The sequence below is a fragment of the Phytopseudomonas daroniae genome (assembly GCF_004327275.1).
Taxonomy (GTDB): domain Bacteria; phylum Pseudomonadota; class Gammaproteobacteria; order Pseudomonadales; family Pseudomonadaceae; genus Aquipseudomonas; species Aquipseudomonas daroniae.
This window is the reverse complement of sequence record NZ_QJUJ01000013.1, coordinates 31062-49265: the sequence shown is the minus strand read 5'-3', so window position 1 is coordinate 49265 and position 18204 is coordinate 31062. Positions and strand designations below refer to the sequence as shown.

At 63.7% G+C, this 18204-nt stretch carries 15 protein-coding genes; 10 read left to right on the top strand and 5 right to left on the bottom strand.

The annotated features are described in order from the left end of the window. Positions 1-33: 33 nt before the first annotated feature. Together putP and DNK10_RS23330 are read left to right on the top strand one after the other, a co-directional pair. Positions 34-1524, top strand: a complete 1491-nt coding sequence (putP, locus tag DNK10_RS23335) for a sodium/proline symporter PutP (RefSeq protein ID WP_131181087.1) — start codon at positions 34-36, stop codon at positions 1522-1524. 102 nt (positions 1525-1626) lie between these two features. Next, the gene (locus DNK10_RS23330) at positions 1627-1839 is read left to right on the top strand and encodes a VF530 family protein (RefSeq protein ID WP_131181086.1); all 213 of its coding nucleotides are present in this window, start codon (positions 1627-1629) and stop codon (positions 1837-1839) included. Between the two features lie 150 nt (positions 1840-1989). On the opposite strand, the gene DNK10_RS23325 is transcribed toward DNK10_RS23330, so the two are convergent. After that, a complete protein-coding gene (locus DNK10_RS23325; RefSeq protein WP_131193201.1) occupies positions 1990-5127 on the bottom strand; it encodes a transglycosylase domain-containing protein in 3138 nt (1045 codons plus the stop codon). Positions 5128-5332: 205 nt separating this feature from the next. Between DNK10_RS23325 and DNK10_RS23320 the strand changes: the two genes are divergently transcribed. Then, entirely contained in the window at positions 5333-6154 is an 822-nt protein-coding gene (locus DNK10_RS23320; protein ID WP_131193267.1) for an aldo/keto reductase, read from the top strand. A gap of 207 nt (positions 6155-6361) precedes the next feature. Here the strand turns inward: DNK10_RS23320 and rapA are convergent, their stop codons facing one another. After that, positions 6362-9205, bottom strand: coding sequence for an RNA polymerase-associated protein RapA (rapA, locus tag DNK10_RS23315; RefSeq protein WP_131193200.1), 2844 nt, complete (start codon positions 9203-9205; stop codon positions 6362-6364). Between the two features lie 197 nt (positions 9206-9402). Here rapA and DNK10_RS23310 point away from each other — a divergent pair, with 197 nt between their 5' ends. From DNK10_RS23310 to DNK10_RS23290, 7 genes are all read left to right on the top strand, one after another. Beyond that, positions 9403-9699, top strand: a complete 297-nt coding sequence (locus DNK10_RS23310; protein WP_131181083.1) for an aspartate-semialdehyde dehydrogenase — start codon at positions 9403-9405, stop codon at positions 9697-9699. After that, a complete protein-coding gene (locus tag DNK10_RS23305) occupies positions 9696-10331 on the top strand; it encodes an alpha-ketoglutarate-dependent dioxygenase AlkB family protein (RefSeq protein WP_244216307.1) in 636 nt (211 codons plus the stop codon). Before DNK10_RS23310 ends, DNK10_RS23305 begins: the two co-directional genes overlap by 4 nt. Further along, positions 10328-10489, top strand: a complete 162-nt coding sequence (locus tag DNK10_RS25920; RefSeq protein WP_165493654.1) for a hypothetical protein — start codon at positions 10328-10330, stop codon at positions 10487-10489. Before DNK10_RS23305 ends, DNK10_RS25920 begins: the two co-directional genes overlap by 4 nt. Before the next feature lie 228 nt (positions 10490-10717). Continuing rightward, positions 10718-10834 (top strand): cytochrome c oxidase subunit CcoM, encoded by a 117-nt coding sequence (gene ccoM / locus DNK10_RS26330; RefSeq protein ID WP_278248836.1) that lies wholly within the window; start codon positions 10718-10720, stop codon positions 10832-10834. A 281-nt stretch (positions 10835-11115) separates the two neighbouring features. Continuing rightward, positions 11116-13101 carry an FUSC family protein gene (locus DNK10_RS23300; RefSeq protein WP_131193199.1) on the top strand — a complete coding sequence of 662 codons (1986 nt, stop codon included), beginning with the start codon at positions 11116-11118 and terminating at the stop codon, positions 13099-13101. Continuing rightward, positions 13088-13291: a DUF1656 domain-containing protein gene (locus tag DNK10_RS23295; RefSeq protein WP_131181081.1), complete on the top strand. Its 204-nt coding sequence runs from the start codon at positions 13088-13090 to the stop codon at positions 13289-13291. The genes DNK10_RS23300 and DNK10_RS23295 overlap by 14 nt, the downstream gene beginning before the upstream one ends. A gap of 11 nt (positions 13292-13302) precedes the next feature. Further along, positions 13303-14154: an efflux RND transporter periplasmic adaptor subunit gene (locus DNK10_RS23290; protein WP_131193198.1), complete on the top strand. Its 852-nt coding sequence runs from the start codon at positions 13303-13305 to the stop codon at positions 14152-14154. A gap of 185 nt (positions 14155-14339) precedes the next feature. Here DNK10_RS23290 and codA read toward each other — a convergent pair whose 3' ends face one another. From codA to codB, 3 genes are read right to left on the bottom strand one after another with little or no spacing between them, the layout of a single operon-like run. Further along, the gene (codA, locus tag DNK10_RS23285; protein WP_131193197.1) at positions 14340-15575 is read right to left on the bottom strand and encodes a cytosine deaminase; all 1236 of its coding nucleotides are present in this window, start codon (positions 15573-15575) and stop codon (positions 14340-14342) included. Then, complete coding sequence (locus DNK10_RS23280; RefSeq protein WP_131193196.1) at positions 15572-16813, bottom strand: PucR family transcriptional regulator; 1242 nt, start codon at positions 16811-16813, stop codon at positions 15572-15574. The genes codA and DNK10_RS23280 overlap by 4 nt, the downstream gene beginning before the upstream one ends. After that, complete coding sequence (gene codB, locus DNK10_RS23275) at positions 16810-18081, bottom strand: cytosine permease (protein ID WP_131181077.1); 1272 nt, start codon at positions 18079-18081, stop codon at positions 16810-16812. Before codB ends, DNK10_RS23280 begins: the two co-directional genes overlap by 4 nt. Positions 18082-18204: the final 123 nt, after the last annotated feature.

The following is an 18204-nucleotide window of genomic DNA, read 5'->3' as shown; positions in this document are numbered from 1 at the left end:
CTGAATAAAAACAAACGAGAGGGGCATTCCCCAATGACTGCAAGTACTCCCATGCTGGTCACCTTCGTGGTCTATATCCTGGCCATGGTGTTGATCGGGTTCATCGCCTATCGTGCGACCAAGAACTTCTCCGACTACATCCTCGGCGGCCGTAGCCTCGGCAGTTTCGTTACCGCGCTGTCCGCTGGCGCCTCCGACATGAGCGGCTGGCTGCTGATGGGTTTGCCGGGCGCGATCTTCGTCGCCGGTATCTCGGAAAGCTGGATCGCCATCGGCCTGATCCTCGGTGCCTGGCTGAACTGGCTGTTCGTCGCCGGTCGTCTGCGTGTGCACACCGAGCACAATCACAACGCCCTGACTCTGCCGGACTTTTTCACCCACCGTTTCGAGGACAACAGCAAGCTGCTGCGCGTGTTCTCGGCGCTGGTGATCCTGGTGTTCTTCACCATCTACTGCGCTTCAGGCGTGGTGGCCGGTGCTCGCCTGTTCGAGTCGACCTTCGGCATGTCCTATGACACCGCCCTGTGGGTCGGTGCGGCAGCGACCATCCTCTATGTGTTCGTCGGTGGCTTCCTCGCGGTGAGCTGGACCGATACCGTACAGGCCACCCTGATGATCTTCGCTCTGCTGATCACTCCGGTATTCGTGATTCTTGCCCTGGGCGATTTCGATGCGGCCATGGCCACCATCGAGCAGGCCAACCCGGCCAACTTCGACATGTTCCGCGGTCTGTCCTTCGTCGCCATCGTCTCCCTGCTTGCCTGGGGCCTGGGCTATTTCGGCCAGCCGCACATCCTGGTGCGCTTCATGGCAGCTGACTCGGTCAAGTCGATCCCGGCTGCGCGTCGCATCGGCATGACCTGGATGATCCTCTGCCTGGGCGGTGCCGTGGCGGTGGGTTTCTTCGGTATCGCCTATTTCGCCAACAATCCTGCACTGGCGGGCCCGGTCAGCGAGAATGGCGAGCGCGTGTTCATCGAGCTGACCAAGATCCTGTTCAATCCCTGGATCGCGGGGCTGATCCTCTCCGCCATTCTGGCAGCGGTGATGAGCACCCTGAGCTGCCAACTGCTGGTATCGTCCAGTGCCCTGACCGAAGACTTCTACAAGGCCTTTCTGCGCAAGGGCGCCAGCCAGACCGAACTGGTGTGGGTCGGCCGTGGCATGGTGTTGCTGATTGCGGTAGTCGCTATAGCCATCGCGTCGAATCCGGAAAGCAAGGTTCTGGGCCTGGTTTCCTACGCCTGGGCCGGTTTTGGTGCCGCCTTCGGCCCGGTGGTGATCCTTTCCCTGATATGGAAAGGCATGACCCGCAATGGCGCGCTGGCCGGTATGGTGGTCGGTGCAGTGACCGTGGTGCTGTGGAAGAACTTCGTTGGTCTGGGTCTCTACGAGATCATTCCGGGGTTCATCTTCGCTACCCTGGCCATTTTCATCTTCAGCAAGATCGGTCGCCCGGCTTCGCCGACTATGGTCAAGCGTTTCGACGAGGCCGAGAAGGAGTACCAGGACGCGCATCTCTGATCGCGTTTCTGTAGCTTGTTCAAGCAAAGGCCCGGACTCTCGTCCGGGCCTTTTCGTTGCTGCCTGCTGGTAAGCTGGCGGGCCAGGAATCAGGAGCCCGATATGAGTACGTCCAAAGATCCGCTGCACGGCATCACATTGCAGGCCATTCTTGCCGAACTGGTCGAGCAGTTGGGTTGGGACGGCCTGGCCCAGCGCATCGATATCCGCTGCTTCAAGAGCGACCCGAGCATCAAGTCGAGCCTCACCTTCCTGCGCAAGACGCCCTGGGCGCGAGAGAAGGTCGAGGCGTTGTATTTGAAGCAGAAGCGCTAGGTTTCGTTGGCGATAGCGAAAGACGCGAACAAGGCAAAAGTGGCCGTTGGTAGGGTGGACGACGCTTCACCCGTCCACCATCATGGGATCGCAATGGTGGATGAAAAAAGCGTCATCCACCCTACGACTGGCCAGGCGTAGATCTCTCGGCTAAAGCCCCTCCCACGGATTAGGCGGCCTTCCTCTAGCGTGCGCCGTCTGCTGCTGTGGTGGTGGCGCGCACAGGGTGCGGGCGGCGGTTTGCAGGTAGGGGGCGAGAATCGGCTGCATGCCCTTGAGCACCTGCACGGGCAGCGCCGACGTGAAACGGAAGTTCTCCGCGGCGCGACCCGGTACGAAGGCGGTGAGGGTGCCGAAGTGATCCGGGCCGAGAAAGAACACGAAGGTGGCCGTGCGATTCTGTACCCGTGAGCTGATCACCTGACCGCCGCGGCCCACGCTGGTCAAACGGTTGTCGCCGGTGCCGGTCTTGCCTCCGAGGATCAGCGGGCTGCCATCGGTCAGGGTGAAGGTGCCTTGCAGGCGCCGCGCCGTACCGCCATCCACCACCTGGGAAAGTACCCCACGCAACGCAGCAGCGACTTCTGGAGCCATTACCCGTCGGCCAGGCTCCAGGACGTGACCCAGCCGTGTTTCGTAGGGCGTATCGGCGGCGAAGTGCAGGCTGTCGATGCGCACGGTTGGCAGGCGCAGCCCATCGTTCTGGATGATGCCGATCAGCTCGGCCAGCGCAGCCGGGCGGTCGCCGGAGCTGCCGATGGCAGTGGCCAGGGAGGGCACCAGGTACTCGAAGGGATAGCCCAGGTTCTGCCAGCGCTGGTGGATGTCGAGGAAGGCTTCGACTTCCAGCATGATGCGGATACGGCTGTCCCTGGCGCTCTTGTGTCGGCTCTTGAACAGCCAGCCGTAGACCTCCTGGCGCTCGTCGCGGCTAGCTGCCACGGCGTCGTCGAAGCGAGCCTGAGGATGATCGATCAGGTAGGCGAGCAGCCACAGTTCGAGCGGGTGCACCCGAGCGATATAGCCCTGATCCGGCAGGCTGAAAGCCCCCGGCCCGTAGCGCATGTAGAGATCGCCGATGCGTTTGTCGCTCGGCGGGTTACCCGGCAGGTGAGCCTTGATGAAACTGCCGAAAGTGGCCTGATCGACATCCGGCATCAGGTAGCGGTGCACGGCGGCCAGGCGTGTATCGGTGAGACGCAGGCCGCCGATAAAGGTGTCCAGGCGTTCCTGGGCGGACTGGCCCTGGTACTTGCGCCAGAAACGCAGCAGAAAGGTGGTGCCCTCGCGGTCGGCGAAGCGGCTCAGGTACTCCTGCCGTCGTGGATCCTTGTCGTCCTTGAGCAGCTCGGCGCTGTTGCCCGGTGCCTGGTAGGTGCTGTAACGCACCAGATCGCGCATCAGGCGGATGAACGGCAGGTTGATCGATTCGCGCAGGGATTCACGCAGGGTCGGGCGCCGGCCGTTGTCCTCGCGACGGAAGTTGCCGAAGGTGTGCAGGCCGCCGCCAGTAAAGAAGCGTTCTGCAGGGCTGGCCGAATAGCGCCGCTCCAGCGCCGCGTCGAGCATGCCGGTGAGGTCGGCGCCTGGGTTGCGCAGCAGATAATCGATGGCCCAGCGGCTGAGCAGATCCAGGTCGGCGACCTCCACGGCACGTAACTGGGCGGGCGTCTGTCCGGCATGGCGTTGGTGCAGTTCGGCGATCATCTCCAGGTAGGTAGCCATGACCCGTAACTTGGCCGTAGAGCCCAGCTCCAGTTTGCTGCCTTCGTTGATGTCGAACGGCTGATGGGTGTTGTCGGTTTGCACCCTTACCTGGTTACCGTTGGGCGTGCGTTCGAACAGGGTGAAGCTGTAGCGTACGTCGGCGGTCTTGCTCGGTGAAAGCAGGCGGTCGCCGAACAGGCCGACGGTTTCGGCGAATGCCGGGTCGGCGAGTTGTTCGAGGTAGTGGCTGACCTGCTGCTGCAGATCCGAATTGAGGCTGGAGCGCGCGTCCAGATCGAGACGATCGAGCTCGTAGTAGGACAGGTTGAGCAGGCCGGCCAGCCGTGCCCGGGCCATACTGATGCCTTTGTCACTGTCGACGCGTTGCAGGTTGGGATCAGCCTGCCAGTCGCGGTAGGTCACCTGTTGTGCCAGGGCTGCATCGCGCAATTCGTTATCCAGTACGCCGCCACTGGCCAGCAAACGCAGGTGGCTATCGGTCAGCTCGGCCAGCTCGTCGCGACCCTGGGACAGGTAATACGAAGGCCGACGCTGGGCGATCATCAGCGACAGCACCTGGCGCAGCGCCAAGCCCCGTTCAGCCAGGCTGGCATCGGCAGAGCGCTGTGGGTCGAGCAGACGGTTGGTGGTGCTGAAATCGGCGCCGTACCAGATGCGCAGACCGTCAGCCAGGCCGTGCACCTCGCCGTGCCCTGGCGCTGCCGACAGCGGTACGCTGTTGAGGTAGTCGCGCACGACGTTCTGCCGGGCTTCGAGTGTCTGCGGGCCGCCCTGATAGGCGCGCACGCTTGCCGATACCATCTGCCGCAGTTTCTCCGCTGGCGCATGGGTGATGCCGTCCGGCGAGTGCCGGTATTTCTCCAGTTGCGTGGCCAGTGTACTGCCGCCGGCAGACTGATCCTGCATGCCGACATACTTGCCAACCTGGGACAGCGCGGCTTTGCTGAATCGCGGCCAGTCCACTGCCGGATTGGCTTCGGCAGGCTCGCTGGCCAGCAGTTTGCGATCCTCGATGAACAGCAGGCTGCCGACCACCAGCGGCGGAATGGCGCCGAAGCTGGGGTAACGCTGACGGGGATTGCGTACCGTGTAGAACGGGGTGCCGCGGCAGTCCTCGATGTTGACCCCGGTCTGGGTCTTTTCGGCGAAGGGCGTGAAGAAGCCGCGCCCGCTGTAATCCATCAAGGCTGGGGAAAAGTGGCTCTGCTGCAGTACTTCGAAACCTCTGCCTTGCAGGCGCTCGATGAAGATTGGCAGGCGGCTGTAGCCCAGGCGCCGATCGAAAGGGCCAGCTCCTGGGTAGACAATGGCGTCGCTGGGGCCGTTTTCGACCTGATAAGTCAGTTGGGCGGCATAGCGGCTCAGTTCGGTGGACTGGAAGTAGGCGGTGCGTAGCTCAACGATCAGCAGCGCTGAGCCGATTACCAGCAGGAACATCAGGATGACGCCAACTGCCCAGCGCACGCGATGGGAGGGCCGTCGAGGTTCGAGATGCACCGCGGTAGCGGCTTTGTGCACGCTGACAGGCGGTGCTGAATCGGATCGCCATAGTGCGCCCATCGTGAAGTGGCCCTGGCTTGTCCTTTATCTCTAGCGTAGTCGTTAAGCGGCGTCGTGCTCTGCCCAGCGAGCAAAAAACTCGTGTCGGGACATGAACGGGGATCCCGCTGTAGACGCTCTACGGCGGGGGCGTGATCTGATGGCGCAAAGGCTGAACCCATGCGTAGCGAGCGGGTCAGGATGCAATCGGCAGGAGGAATCCATGATGCGAACACTTGAATTGGCCGGCGTTCGAGTCCCGGTGATCGGCCAGGGAACTTGGCGTATGGGCGAGAAGCCCAGTCAGCGGCGTGCGGAGGTGGCGGCGCTACGTGAAGGTATCGAGCGCGGTCTGCGCCTGATCGATAGTGCCGAGATGTATGGCGAGGGTGGTGCGGAGGAGGTGGTCGGTGAGGCCATCGCTGGCAGGCGTGATCAGGTATTTCTGGTCAGCAAGGTCTACCCGCACAACGCCAGCCGCGCCGGGGTTGCGGCTGCTTGCGAGCGCAGCCTGAAGCGCCTGGGCACCGATCATCTCGATCTGTACCTGCTGCACTGGCGTGGGCAATACCCGCTGGAGGAAACGGTCGAGGCCTTCGAGCGCTTGCGCGAGCAGGGCAAGATCGGCCGCTGGGGCGTATCCAACTTCGATCTGGACGACCTGGAAGAGCTCGGCCAACCGGGCTGCGCCACCAATCAGGTGCTCTACAACCCGCAAGAGCGCGGCGTGGAGTTCGACCTGTTGCCCTGGCAACAGCGCCAGGGCATGCCGTTGATGGCTTATTGTCCGTTGGGGCAGGGCGGTGCATTACTGGCCAACCGGGCGTTGCGCCAGGTCGCTGAAGGGCATGGGGTGAGTGCGGCGCAGGTCGCGCTGGCCTGGGCATTGCGGCAGCCGGGTGTGTTGGTGATTCCCAAGGCGGGCGACCCGCGGCACCTGGCGGAGAATGCAGCAGCGGCCGAATTGCAGCTCAGCGAGGCCGATTTGCAGATGATCGACAGCGCCTATCCTGCGCCGGGGCGCAAGCAGCGGTTGCAGATGGTTTAGGAGCAGCCATAAGCTTCAAGCTTCAAGCCAGAAGCAAAAGCGAGCCGTAGGGTGGATCGGGGCGCGTAGCCGACGCTTGCCTACGCGGCCCGACCCGTCCACCACTCGCGATCGCAATGGTGGACAAAAAGAGCGTTGTCCACCCTGCGTCCGCTCCCGCTGTAAACCTGCCGCCTCACTCTCTGCGCAGAGCGGGCGGGAGGGCTTTCAGCCGGCGACCAGCACTCGGATGGCTTCCAGGCGCAGGGCGGCTTTGTCGAGCATCGCCAGGCCCTGTTCGCGTTGCTCACGCAAGGCGACCAGCTCGCTGTCACGCACGCTCGGGTTGACCGCCTGCAGCGCGGTCAGGCGCGCGAGTTCTTCGTCCAGCTCGGCGGCCAGACGACGTTTGGCTTCGCCCACTCGCTCGACATGGCGTGGCAGGATCTTCGCTTCACCGGCGGCGATCTGCGGGTTGAGCGCGTCGCGCTGGGCCTGCACGAACTTGTTGGCGCTGGCCCGTGGCACGCTTTCCAGCTGATCGTTGAGGGTTTCGAAGGAAACCTTGCTGGCCAGATCGTTGCCATTGCCATCGAGCAGGCAGCGCAGTGCGGCCGGCGGCAGGTAGCGGCCCAGTTGCAGACTGCGCGGCGCGACCACTTCACTGACGTAGAGCAGCTCCAGCAGCACGGTGCCGGGCTTGAGAGCCTTGTTCTTGATCAGCGCCACCGAGGTGTTGCCCATCGAGCCGGAGCGCACCAGATCCATGCCGCCCTGCACCATGGGGTGTTCCCAGGTGAGGAACTGCATGTCTTCGCGCGACAGCGCCAGGTCGCGGTCGTAGGTGATGGTCACGCCTTCGTCATCGCCGAGCGGGAAGCTGGCATCGAGCATCTTCTCGCTGGGGCGCAGGATCAGGGCGTTGTCCGAGTGATCCTCGCTGTCGATGCCGAAGGCGTCGAACAATTGCTCCATGTACATCGGCAGGGCGAATTGGTCGTCCTGCTCAAGGATCGCCTCGACCAGCGCTTCGCCTTCACCGGCACCGCCTGAGTTGAGCTCCAGCAGACGGTCGCGACCGGCGTGCAGTTCGCTTTCCAGGCGCTGGCGCTCGGCGGTGGCTTCGTCGATCAGTGTTTGCCACTGACCGTCGTCGGCGTTTTCCAGCATCGGCAGCAGGCGGCTACCGAACTGGTGCTGCAGGGCGTTGCCGGTCGGGCAGGTGGCCAGGAAGGCGTTCAGCGCCTGGTGATACCACTGGAACAGACGCTCCTGCGGGCTGTTTTCCATGTACGGCACGTGTAGCTGAATCTTGTGCTTCTGGCCGATACGGTCGAGGCGACCGATGCGCTGCTCGAGCAGATCCGGATGCGCCGGCAGATCGAACAGCACCAGATGATGAGCGAACTGGAAGTTGCGGCCTTCACTGCCGATTTCCGAACAGATCAGCACCTGGGCGCCGAATTCTTCGTCGGCGAAGTAGGCGGCGGCGCGGTCGCGCTCGAGGATGCTCATGCCTTCGTGGAACACCGTGGCCGGGATGCCGGAGCGCACGCGCAGGGCATCTTCCAGATCCATGGCGGTTTCGGCGTGGGCGCAGATGACCAGCACCTTGAATTTCTTGAGCATCTTCAAGGTATCGATCAGCCATTCGACACGCGGGTCGAAGCGCCACCAGCGCTGCTCTTCCTCGATGTCGGACTGGCCCTGGTAGCTGACTTCCGGGTACAGCTCGGCATGCTCGCCCAGCGGCAGCTCCATGTACTCGTCGGGGCTCGGCAGCGCATAGGCGTGCAGTTCACGCTCGGGGAAACCCTGCACCGCGGCGCGGGTGTTGCGGAACAGCAGGCGGCCGGTGCCGTGGCGGTCGAGCAGCTCGCGGGTCAGGCGGGCGCTGGCTTCGCTATCGCCGTCAGCGACCGCAGCGAGCAGGGCCTCGCCCTCGGCTCCCAGGAAGCCCTGGATGGTCTTGTGCGCTTCGGCGGACAGGCGACCCTTGTCGAGCAGCTCCTGCACGGCCTCGGCGACCGGCTGGTAGTTGGCACTTTCGGCGCGGAACGCCGCCAGGTCATGGAAGCGGTTCGGGTCGAGCAGGCGCAGGCGCGCGAAGTGACTGTCCTGGCCAAGCTGTTCGGGAGTAGCGGTGAGCAGCAGTACGCCAGGAATCACTTCGGCCAGTTGTTCGACCAGGCTGTATTCGCGGCTGGCGTTTTCCGGGTGCCAGACCAGGTGGTGGGCTTCGTCGACCACCATCAGATCCCAGCCGGCGGCGAACAGGGCGTCCTGGGCCTTTTCGTCCTCACACAGCCATTCGAGAGCGACCAGTGCCAGTTGCGCGTCTTCGAACGGATTGCTGGCATCGCTTTCGATGAAGCGTTCGGCGTCGAACAGCGCCACTTCCAGGTTGAAGCGCCGGCGCATTTCCACCAGCCACTGGTGCTGCAGGTTTTCCGGTACCAGGATCAGTACGCGGTTGGCGCGCCCGGAAAGCAGTTGGCGATGGATCACCAGGCCGGCCTCGATGGTCTTGCCCAGACCCACTTCGTCGGCCAGCAGCACGCGTGGCGCGATGCGGTCGGCGACTTCACGGGCGATGTGCAACTGGTGGGCGATGGGTTGCGCACGCACGCCGCCCAGGCCCCACAGCGAGGATTGCACCTGGCGGCTGGTGAATTCCAGCGTGCGGTAGCGCAGCGAGAACCAGGGCAGCGGGTCGATCTGCCCGGCGAACAGGCGGTCGCTGGCGAGGCGGAACTGGATGAAGTTGGAAAGCTGGGTTTCCGGCAGGGTAACGTTGTGGTTCTGCGCGTCGAGGCCGTGGTAGACCAGCAGGCCATCGACATCGTCGACTTCGCGTACGGTCAGCTTCCAGCCTTCGAAATGGGTGATCTCGTCGCCCGGGGAAAAACGCACGCGGGTCAGCGGCGCATTGCGGGTCGCGTACTGGCGGGTTTCGCCCGTGGCCGGGTAGAGCACGGTGAGCATGCGGCCGTCCTGCATGAGGATGGTTCCCAAGCCCAGTTCCGCTTCGCTGTCGCTGATCCAGCGTTGCCCCGGTTGATACTCCGCCATGCCTGTCTCCCCTGTGAAAAAGCCGGCTATGGTAACGGAACGCCGGGCCTCAGCCAAAGGTGCATGACGCCCGATTTGGCACTTACTGACGGATGCCCGGTCGTAAGTGTAGCGAGGCGAGGCTAAAGTCGCTCGTTTCGAGGCCGACAAGCCTTCAGGAGCCTGTTCAATTACCGGCTCAGACGGAGCATCGATCCATGTTGCCACCCATCCCTCACAGTCTGGTTCCGGTCACTGCCCAGCAGGACGTAGTCAAGCCCAGGCCCGATGTCCCTCCGGTCACGCCGGTGTCCGAGGCTGCCCAGGAGAGTGGGGTGAGCCTGGATAAACGTCATCCGCAGGAGGTCGAGGAGCGCTTGCGCGAGGAGCAGCGTCGCCGTCGGCGTCGCGGTTACACGCCGGCCGAACTGGCAGAGGGCGATGTGGCCGAGGTTGATGAGCCAGCCATCGAGCAACTGCCCCGCCAGGGGCTGTGGGTGGATGTCGAAGTGTGAGCACCACCGATTCCGCTGCCCCTGGCCAGGCCGGTTTGTTCGATGCTTCTGATTTGAGCCTGCCCGGTGCTGACCTCACTTATCTGCCCGCCTGGCTCGACAACGCCACGGCGGATCGCTGGCTTGAGCAACTGGTCAGCGAAACACCCTGGCAACAACCCGAAGTGATGCTGTTCGGCCGTCGCCATCCGGTGCCCCGGCTACTTGCCTGGTACGGTGATGCCGAGGCGAGCTATCGCTATTCCGGCATGACTCATCAACCCTTGCCCTGGACGCCGCTGCTCGTCGAGATTCGCCAGCGCGTGGTCAATGCGCTGGGGCGGCCACTCAATGGCGCGCTGCTCAACTATTACCGCGACGGCCAGGATTCCATGGGCTGGCACAGCGATGACGAGCGGGAACTGGGAGATGCCCCGCTAGTGGTCTCTCTGAGCCTGGGTGGGGCGCGACGCTTCGATCTGCGGCGCAAGGGCCATAGCCGCATCGAACATTCGCTTATGCTGGAGCACGGCTCGCTACTGGTCATGGGCGGCCAGACACAGCATCATTGGCAGCATCAGGTGGCGAAAACGCGCAAGCCTTGTGCGCCGCGCCTGAACCTTACGTTTCGTCTGATCCGGGCGCCGCTATGAGCAACGATGTGAAACTGATCGACTTCAACGCCGAGCGCGACAAGCGCATTCATGACCTGCGCGACAAGAAACTCGAGGAAATGCGCAATGCCTTCGAACAGGCCTTGCCGATGCCCAAGGGCAAGAAGAAGTCCAAGAGCAAACCGAAGAAGCGCTGACAGGTTTCGCCGCGTCACGCTGCTATCGCTCGCCTTGCTGCCGTGACACCCTCTGCGCATCCCGTCCGTGGATGCGCGCTTCGACTTCCAGTCCTTTTCCGTTGATCCAGGTCACTTCCTGCCGGCTGTTCGCTATTGGCCGCGGGTGGTACTTGATCTGGATCAATGGCGCCCGGCGCGGCGCTGCTAACGTAGCGCCATACCCGAACAACGGATGCAGGAGGCAGCATGTTCGTCGATGTGGTGGTTCTAGCCGGTATCGGCACCGTGGGGCTGATGCTGCTGTTCTGCACCGGGTTCGCTTATTTCATCTGGAGAGATGCGCGCAAGAAAAAGCCGCACTGAAAACCGGATTCACGAGCACGCAAGGCATTGGGGCGACTTCGGTCGCCCTTTTTTTCGTCCGCGCTTTTTGTGGCCTGCCATCCCTGGCGGGCCACCCTTCGGGCCGTCGCAGGCGACGTCAAAAATGGCTCCCGGCCATTTTTTGACGCAGGCAAGGTGTGAGTGCGGAAAAGCCCTCTGGACAGCATATAGTTAGCTAGCTAATAATTGGCACTCCGCATGGAGGCGGAATCGTTTCGCTACAGCTATGTTCAGAGCTGAGATTCTTTTAGGTAACCATCGTGCGTGATTCCCTGCTGGCGTTCGTTGCGCCAAGCTCCCAAGCCATCCAGTTCGCCACCAAGACCCTGCTCGGCGGTGGTCTGGCACTTTGGCTCGCGCTGCGTCTGGGTTTGGAACAGCCGCAATGGGCTCTGATGACGGCCTTTATCGTCGCCCAGCCGCTTTCCGGCATGGTGGTGCAGAAGGGCCTGGCGCGCCTGCTCGGTACGCTGATCGGCACCTTTATGGCCGTGGTGATGATGGCGCTGTTCGCCCAGACGCCCCTGTTGTTCCTGCTGGCGTTCGCCTTGTGGCTGGCGCTGTGTACGGCGGCCTCGACCATGCTGCGTAGCGCCTGGTCGTACTCTTTCGTACTGGCCGGCTACACCGTGGCGATCATTGGTCTGCCGGCCATTGGCAAACCCTTGGTGATCTTCGACGAGGCCATCGCCCGTTCTACCGAGATATGCCTGGGTATCGTCTGTGCCACGCTCAGCAGTGCCTTGCTCTGGCCGCAACGGGTAGAGCGGCAGTTGGCGCAACAGGCCAGGGCTGCCTGGCAGACCGGCGTCAAGGCGGCGCGCCAGGCGCTGACCGGTGAGGTCGAAGCACGTCAGGGGTTGCTGGAAGCGCTGGCCCGCATCGTCGCCGTGGATGCCCAGCGCGAGCACGCCTGGTTCGAGGGTGAGCGGGGCCGCCAGCGCGCCATTGCGCTGCGCGTCCTTAGCCGCGATCTGCTCGGCGTGTTGCGTCTGGCCCGCGGTGTGGCGCGGCAGTGGCGGCAGCTGAGCAGCAGCGAGGCCGAAGCCGTTGCTCCCTGGTTGCAGGAGGTGGATGAGCGATTACAGGAGGATCAGGGTGATCTGCCGGAGCTGATCGAGCGTCTGCGCCAGGCTGCTCGGGACGATGAGCTGAATAGCGGTCAGCAGCTGTGCCTGGAGCGCATGGCGGTGTTGCTGCTGCGTATCGAGGATGCGAGCCGGGCTTTGCTCGCGGTCGAGCAGGGCAGGGCGCCGGCCGACGCGCCGCGAGCGCTGTCCTGGCATTACGATTGGCAGAGTGCACTGGTGTACGGTGCTCGCAGCGCCCTGGCGTTCCTGACCCTGGCCACTTTCTGGCTGGCCACGGCCTGGACGCACGCCACCGGCGCGCTGCTGCTGGCCTGCGTGGTCTGCAGCCTGTTCGCCCGACTCGAGGCGGCGCCACAGATCGGCATGATGTTCCTGCGCGGCATTTTCTATGCGCTGCCGGTGGCGTTCTTCGTCGGGCAGATACTGATGCCGCAGATCGACGGTTTCGTCATGCTCTGCATGGTGCTGGGCGTACCGCTGTTCTTTGGCGTGCTGGGTATGGCCAAACCGCCGCTGGCCGCCACCTCGACCTCCTTCTGCCTGCATTTCATCGTGCTCTGTCTGCCCGCCCCAGGGGTTGGCTACAACGTCGAATTCTTTCTCAACGAAGCGCCGGGCATGCTCATGGGGGTCGGCTTCGCCGTGTTGGCGTTCCGCCTGGTGGTGCTGCGCAATCCGGTGTGGCATGGCCGCCGGTTGATGCATGCGATTCTGGTGGATCTCGGCCGACTGACCCGGCGGGAACTGAGCCGTGCGGAAAACTGGTTCGGTGGGCGTATGGCGGATCGTTTGTTGCAACTCGCCCGCCATTATCCGGCACGTCCGGATCAGGCGCGCAGCCGCTGGGACGACGGCGTTGCCGGCCTCGATCTGGGCGATGAGCTGTTGCACCTGCGGGCCTGCCTGGCCAATGCCGATACCGATCTGGCCCGTTCTCAGCGACGTTTCCTGCGGCGTCTGGACGAAGTGCTGGAGCGCGGTCCTGCGCCTGGCCGCGAGGACGATTTGAATGGCCCGGTGGCTGACTTGCAGGACGCCCTGCGCGTCGGTGCGCCCAGTGTCGACCGGCGTCTGGCCGAGGCTGCACTGTTGCAATTGCAAACCGGTTGGCGCCATTGGTGCCACCTGAGAGGAGAGGCCCATGGGCTTGCATGAGTGGTCGCTGGGCGGCGTATTGCTGAGCCCCATGGCGGCCTACGCGGTATTGGCGCTGCTGCTGACCGGCGTATTGCGCCTGGGGCTGCAGCGCGTTGGATTGGCACGTTGGATCTGGCACGAAGCCTTGTTCGATTGCGCCCTGTATGTCTGTGTTCTGGCGGTGGTGATTGCCGTGCTGGCACGTTGAGGAGATAGAACATGCGTTCGACGATTCGCGTCGGCATTACCCTGGCCATGGTGGTTGCGGCGATTCTCGCCGGCTCCTGGATCTGGCAGCACTACATGTATTCGCCCTGGACCCGCGACGCCCGGGTGCGGGCCGACGTGGTGACCATCGCGCCGGACGTATCGGGCTGGGTGGTCGAGCTCAAGGTGCGCGATAACCAGCAGGTGGAGGCTGGCGACCTGCTGATGACCATCGACCGCGACCGTTACCAGGCCGCGGTGGAAAAGGCCCAGGCCGTGGTGGACATCCGCAAGCAGCAACTCAGCCTGCGCGAGCACGAAGCCTCCCGGCGTGCCCGCCTTGGCTCGCAGGCTATCAGCGCCGAGCTGCGCGAGAATGCACAGATCAGCGCCGAGATGGCGCGCAGCGAATTCCGCGAGGCCCAGGCCGACCTGCGTATCGCCCAGCTCAACCTGGCGCGCAGCGAAGTGCGGGCGCCGCGTGATGGCCAGGTCACCAACCTGGTGTTGGCCCAGGGCAACTACGTGACGGCCGGCCAGTCGGTGATGGCGCTGGTCGATACCGGATCGTTCTACGTGCAGGCGTATTTCGAGGAGACCAAGCTGCCGCGTATTCAGGTCGGCGCACCGGTCGAGGTCTGGCTGATGGGTGGCGAGCAGGAGATTCGTGGCGAGGTGGAAAGCATCAGCCGCGGCATCACCGACCGCAACGCCAGCCCGGACGGCCAATTGCTGGCCAATGTCGAGCCGACCTTCAACTGGGTACGCCTGGCCCAGCGTATTCCGGTGCGCATCAAGCTCGATGCAGTGCCGGAAAACGTTCAACTGAGCGCCGGCATGACCGCCAGCGTACGGGTGGAGTAAAGCGTTCAAGGCCGTTCAATCTGCAGGAGCCGCGGCCTTGCGGCGAATGGCTCAGGCAACACCGATATCGCGATGTGCCCACGATTCGCCCCGGGGCGGGGCTCCTACAAATGTGGTATCTGGCGATTGTCGTTCGCTAGCTGCCGGCAGGCAGACGCGGGCTCCCGGTGTGAACTGCAGGCCGATCAGCCGCGCTGCACGCTCGCCGGGGTTCTGCGCATCAGCACTTCGCCGTGACGAACCGATACCAGCGCGTAACCCTGGGTGCGGATCATCTCGTAGTCGTCGGGCGCCGAGAGAATCAACAGATTGGCCGGGCGGTTCACTTCCAGGCCATAACGTTCGCCCAGGTTGAGGGTGCGTGCGCTGTTGTCGGTGATCAGATCCAGGCTGCGTTGCAGGTCGCTGTAGCCGAGCATGTGGCAGATATGCAGGCCGGCTTCGAGGATGCGCAGGATGTTGCCGTTACCCAGCGGGTACCACGGATCGACGATGGAATCCTGGCCGAAGCAGATGTTCATGCCGGCACGATCGATTTCCGCCACACGGGTCAGGCCGCGGCGTTTCGGGTAGCTGTCGAAGCGCCCCTGCAGGTGGATGCTCTCGGTGGGGCAGGAGACGAAGTTGATCTTCGACATCTTCAGCAAACGGAACAGCTTCGAACAATATGCGTTGTCGTAGGAACCCATGGCCACGGTATGGCTGGCGGTGACGCGTTCGCCCATGCCGCGTACGCGGGCTTCTTCGGCCAGCACTTCGAGAAAGCGCGACTGCGGGTCATCGGTTTCATCGCAGTGCACGTCGACCAGGCAGCCGCTGCGTTCGGCCAGATCCATCAGGAACTTGATCGAGCTGACGCCCTGATCGCGGGTGTTCTCGAAGTGCGGAATGCCGCCGACCACATCGGCGCCCAGTTCCACGGCCCGCTCCATGAGCGCGCGACCATTGGCGTAGGACTCGATGCCCTCCTGGGGAAAGGCGACGATCTGCAGGTCGATCAGGTGGCGGGTTTCTTCACGGACTTCGAGCATCGCCTTCAGCGCGGCCAGGGTCGGGTCGGTGATGTCGACATGGGTACGCACGTGCTGGATACCGTGGTCGACCAGCATGTCGATGGTCTTGCGGGCACGGGTCTTGGTGTCCTCGTGGGTAACCAGAGCCTTGCGCTCGGCCCAGCGTTCGATGCCTTCGAACAGCGTGCCACTCATGTTCCAGGCCGGCTCGCCGGCGGTCAGCGTGGCGTCGAGGTGGATGTGCGGCTCGACGAAGGGCGGCACCACCAGGTTGCCGGCGGCGTCCAGATCACCTGTGCTGGCGCTGAGGGTGTCCGGCTGTGCAGCGATGGCGGCGATCTTCGGGCCGTCCAGGACGATACGGTAAAGGCCTTCGCGGCCACGCAGGCGGGCGTTGACGATGTTCATGGGGTACTCCTTGGCAGGCTATGAGACGACAGGCGGCGGATCAGCAGGGCAATGCTGATATTGAGCCGGTCGTGAGGATCATCGAAGGAGCAGCCGGTCAGCGCTTCGATACGCTGTACACGGTAGCTCAGGGTATTGCGGTGCACGCCCAGGCGTTGCGCGGCCAGGGCCAGGTTGGCGTTCTCAAAGAACCAGGCTTCCAGGGTGGGCATGAGCACTGGTTCATGACGCGAGTCATCGCCGATCAACGGGCCCAGCGTGCGTTCGACGAAACGTTCGAGCAGGCTGCGATCACGGATGGCGGCGAGCAGTTCGATCACTCCCAGTTCGTTGAAGCTGCACAGCCCCAGCCGCTCGGGAAAGGCCTGTGCGGCAACCAGCGCCTGGCGGGCCTGGCCCAGGGCGCGGGCCAGGCGCTCCGGATAATGATTGCCGGTACTGAGACCGAGCACCAGGCGCTGGGGCTGCAGACGCTCGTCCAGTTCGCCGAGTAGCGCCATCAGCAGCCGGCGGTTGCGTTGTTCGTCCTGATTGTTCGTGCACGGCAGCAGGGCGATCCAGTGCTCGCCCTGGCTGATCAGCGGCAGGGCGTCGCCGAGTTGCTGCAGGCACTGTTCGAGGCGTTGCTGCAGGCACTGACGGTTGTCGCGCAGCAGGCGTTCGCCGCTGTTGGCCGCCTCACCGTCGAACAGTCGCTCGCTGTTCTGCAGGCGCAGCAGAGCGATCTGGCGCGGTACGTCGAGGGGCAGGTCGAGGCTGGCGGCACGCTGCAGGAGGATGTCGAGCGACTGGTAATCGCCTTCCAGCAACTGCTCCAGCACATGCTGGCGCGAACTGCCGAGCATCTGTTGCTGTACCAGGGCGGTACCGATGGCCTGGGTCACCACCACCATCTTCAACTGATAGGGCTGCTCCAGCAGCGGCAGGCCGAGGCGCTCCGCTTCGGCCAGCACCGTTGCCGGGATGCTCTGGATGTACTCGGCACCGGTGAGAATCACCAGGCCGGCAGTGGCGCGTTCGACCGCCTGGCGCACCAGAAGCAGCAGGTTGGCTTCATCACGGGGGTGGTTGATCCCGGTGACGAAGACCAGTTCGCCACCCATCACCCAATCGGCGATATCTGCATTCTCGGCCACGTATGGCCAGCGCACCGGGTTGCCCAGCGCCGCCTGACCCGCGCGCAGGCGCAGGTCATGCAGGCCGGGCAGGGCCAGTACATCGGCGACGCTCAGGCTCATGCGTCGGCGACCAGGCCGCGAGCGGCGAACACTTTCTTCGCTTCGAACAGGCTGACGTACACCAGTCCAGCGACGGCGATACCGACCAGGGGCGCGACCCAGGGCGAGAAGTAGGCGCACAGCGCACCGACGGTATAGGCACCCAGGCCGACCCAGTTGAAGGCGGGCAGGCGCGTGTCGGCGAGCAGCGGGTAGCGGCCCTTATGACCGTAGAAGTAGTCCGCCATGATCACCCCGCCAATCGGCGGGATGATCGAGCCGAGCAGGATCAGGAAGGGGATCAGCAGCTCGTACATGCCGCCGATGGCCAGCAGGGTGCCGATGCCGGCGCCAACCACGGTGACCGTCTTGCGGCGCCCGGTGCGCAGCAGGTTGCAGCCGGCTGCGGCGAAGTTGTAGATGGTGTTGTCCTGAGTCGTCCACAGGTTGAGGAACAGCATAATCACCGCCGCCATGGACAGGCCCTGCAGCACCAGCACTTCGACGACATCCGGCTGTTGGTAGACGATAGCGCCATAGGCACCGGCAACGATCATCAGGCCGTTACCGAGAAAGAATCCGACCATGCTGGCGATCATCGCGATACGGCCGGTGCGGGCGAAGCGTGTCCAGTTGGTGGCCTGGGTGGCGCCGCTGACGAAGGTACCGAAGACCATGGTGATGGCGACGCTGAGGGTCATGCTCTGGGTCGGTTCGATGGCCAGCAGCGCGCTGAGGCCGCCAATGTCGTCGGTGGCGATCCACAGCGAGCAGATCAGCAGGGCGAGCATGGCCGGTACGGAAATCCGCGAAAGGATGTCCAGGCCCTTGTAGCCGATGAACGCGGTGATGCAGAAAGCGAAGCCGAACAGCACCATCAGCGCAGTGGTCAGGCCTTCCGGCAGGCCGAGGATTTTCACCAGCACGATGGCGACGGTCGCCGTGCCCCAGGCGTACCAGCCGATCTGGGTAAAGCCCAGCAGTATGTCTGACAGCTTGCTGCCGGCCTCGCCAAAGCAGAAACGACCCATCAGCACCGAGTTCAGGCCGCTGCGGCAGGCGATCAAACCCAGTACCGCGGCATACAGGCCGAGCAGCAGGTTGCCGATGACGGCCGCCCAGATCAGGGTGGTGAAGTCGAAGGCCATGCCGATCTTGCCGCCCGCGAACATGGTGGCGGTGAAGAAAGTGAAGGAGAACAACATGATCGAGGTGGAGAACAGACCCTTGCGGGCGCCTGCCGGAACCTCGCTCAGGGGGTAGTCGCTGTCGGTGGTGGGATGCGTCATGGCCTAGCTCCACGGGGGTGAGGGAAGGCATGGCTATAGCAGGTGACGTGCCAAGTGATGGGTTTGGCAGGTCGTACAGTGCGGGTTGTGCAATGCGCACAATGAAATGCGGATTTTCAGCGC